This is a genomic window from Bacilli bacterium, assembly GCA_036381315.1.
Lineage (GTDB): Bacteria > Bacillota > Bacilli > Paenibacillales > KCTC-25726 > DASVDB01.
On the sequence record DASVDB010000179.1, the window covers coordinates 1 to 2,061 of the forward strand.

Below are 2,061 nucleotides of genomic sequence, written 5' to 3' on the forward strand. Positions count from 1 at the left end.
GTTTACGGCGCAATACGGCCTGATCAACAGCCGCGCCAACAGCCTTGCTTTTTCGGACGACAGTTCCTACTTTCTTCTTTGCTCGCTGGAAATCATCGACGAGGAAGGGCGGCTGCTGCGCAAGGCGGATATGTTCACCAAACGAACCATCCGTCAGCGTATCCACGTAGAACAAGTAGATACCGCTTCGGAGGCGCTTGCGGTTTCCATCGGCGCAAAAGCCCGTGTCGATCTGCCGTATATGGCGCAGCTAACCGGTTGGACGGAAGAACAACTGATAAAAGAGCTGCGCGGCGTCATCTTCCCCAATCCCGAAAATCTGGACGAGGAAGGCAAGCCGATCTACGAAACCGCCGATGCGTACTTGTCCGGCAATGTGCGGGAGAAGCTGCGTGTGGCCAGACAGTTTGCCGCATACGATGCCGAACGTTACGGCGAAAACGTCAAAGCGCTTGAAGCGGTGCAGCCGAAAGACCTGGACGCCTCCGAAATTGATGTCCGCTTGGGCGCAACCTGGCTGCCGCCGGAAGACATTCGGCAATTTCTGTTTGAGCTGGTGGACACGCCGCCGATGTACCAGACCTACATCAACGTGATGTATTCCGAATATACGGCTGCCTGGAACGTCAAAGGCAAAAGCGATGACCGCAGCAACAATATCAAGGCGAACGTCACGTACGGCACCAACCGCGTCAATGCGTACAAAATTCTCGAAGATACGCTGAATTTGCGGGACGTGCGCGTATTTGACACCGTGTATGAGGATGGCGTGGAAAAGCGTGTGCTGAACAAACAGGAAACGGCCATCGCCCAGCAAAAGCAGGAGATGATGAAAGAAGCGTTCCGCGACTGGATATGGAAAGACCCGCAGCGGCGCGAACGGCTGACACGTCTGTACAATGATCGGTTCAATGCCATCCGTCCCCGCGAATACGATGGCAGTCATATCCGATTCACCGGGATGAACCCGGAAATCCGGCTCCGCCGGCACCAGGTCAATGCGGTTGCCCGGGCGCTGTACGGCGGCAACTCCCTTTTCGCGCATTGTGTCGGCGCAGGAAAAACGTTCGCGATGACCGCCGCGGCGATGGAGAGCAAGCATCTAGGGCTGTGCAACAAGAGCATGCTGGTCGTTCCGAACCATCTGACCGAACAGTGGGCGGCGGAGTTTTTGCAGCTATATCCGTCGGCGAATATTCTGGTGGCGACCAAGAAGGACTTTGAAACGAAAAACCGCAAAACGTTTTGCGCGCGGATTGCTACCGGCGATTATGATGCGATCATCATCGGCCATTCGCAGTTTGAGAAAATTCCGATTTCGATGGAGCGGCAACGGCAGCAACTGTACGAACAGATTTCGGAAATTACAAGCGGCATCCGGGAACTCAAGGAAGCCAGAGGCGAACGCTATGCGATCAAGCAGCTTGAAAAAACAAAAAAGACGCTGCAGACCAAGCTGGAGAAGCTGAACGACACGAGCCGGAAGGATGATGTCGTGACCTTTGAGGAATTGGGCGTAGACCGGCTATTCGTGGACGAAGCCGACTCGTACAAAAACCTGTTTCTTTATACGAAAATGCGCAATGTGGCCGGACTGTCGCAAACCGAAGCGCAAAAGTCGTCGGACATGTTTGCCAAATGCCGCTATCTGGACGAACTGACCGGAGGCCGGGGCATCATCTTTGCGACGGGGACGCCGATCTCCAACTCCATTACTGAGATGTATACGATGCAGCGCTATTTGCAATACGAGCGGCTCAAGCGGCAGGGATTGCAGCATTTTGACGCTTGGGCTTCGACATTTGGCGAAACCGTCACCGCGATCGAGCTTGCGCCGGAAAGTGTAAGCTGTGATGGAGGGTAAAACCCAAATTTAGCTGATGGTCAACTCATTTGTGGCGAAATGAATTGGCTAAATGAAGGACATAGATTTTGCAAGTGTACCGATAAATGTTGGAAGCTTGCGTAGGGATATACCAATATCCCTGCGCGGCGAGAATAACTCTTATCATACAGGCTGAAAAGAAGATTGCCAATGGCGCAGGCGTGGTGATCTGTCTT

1 protein-coding gene is annotated in these 2,061 nt (G+C 53.6%); it reads left to right on the plus strand.

Translation table 11 applies throughout. The features are described 5' to 3' along the window. The coding region (locus VF260_13355) for a DEAD/DEAH box helicase family protein (GenBank protein ID HEX7058169.1) at nt 1-1,864 on the plus strand (1,864 nt) is incomplete at its 5' end. Nucleotides 1,865-2,061 lie beyond the last annotated feature (197 nt).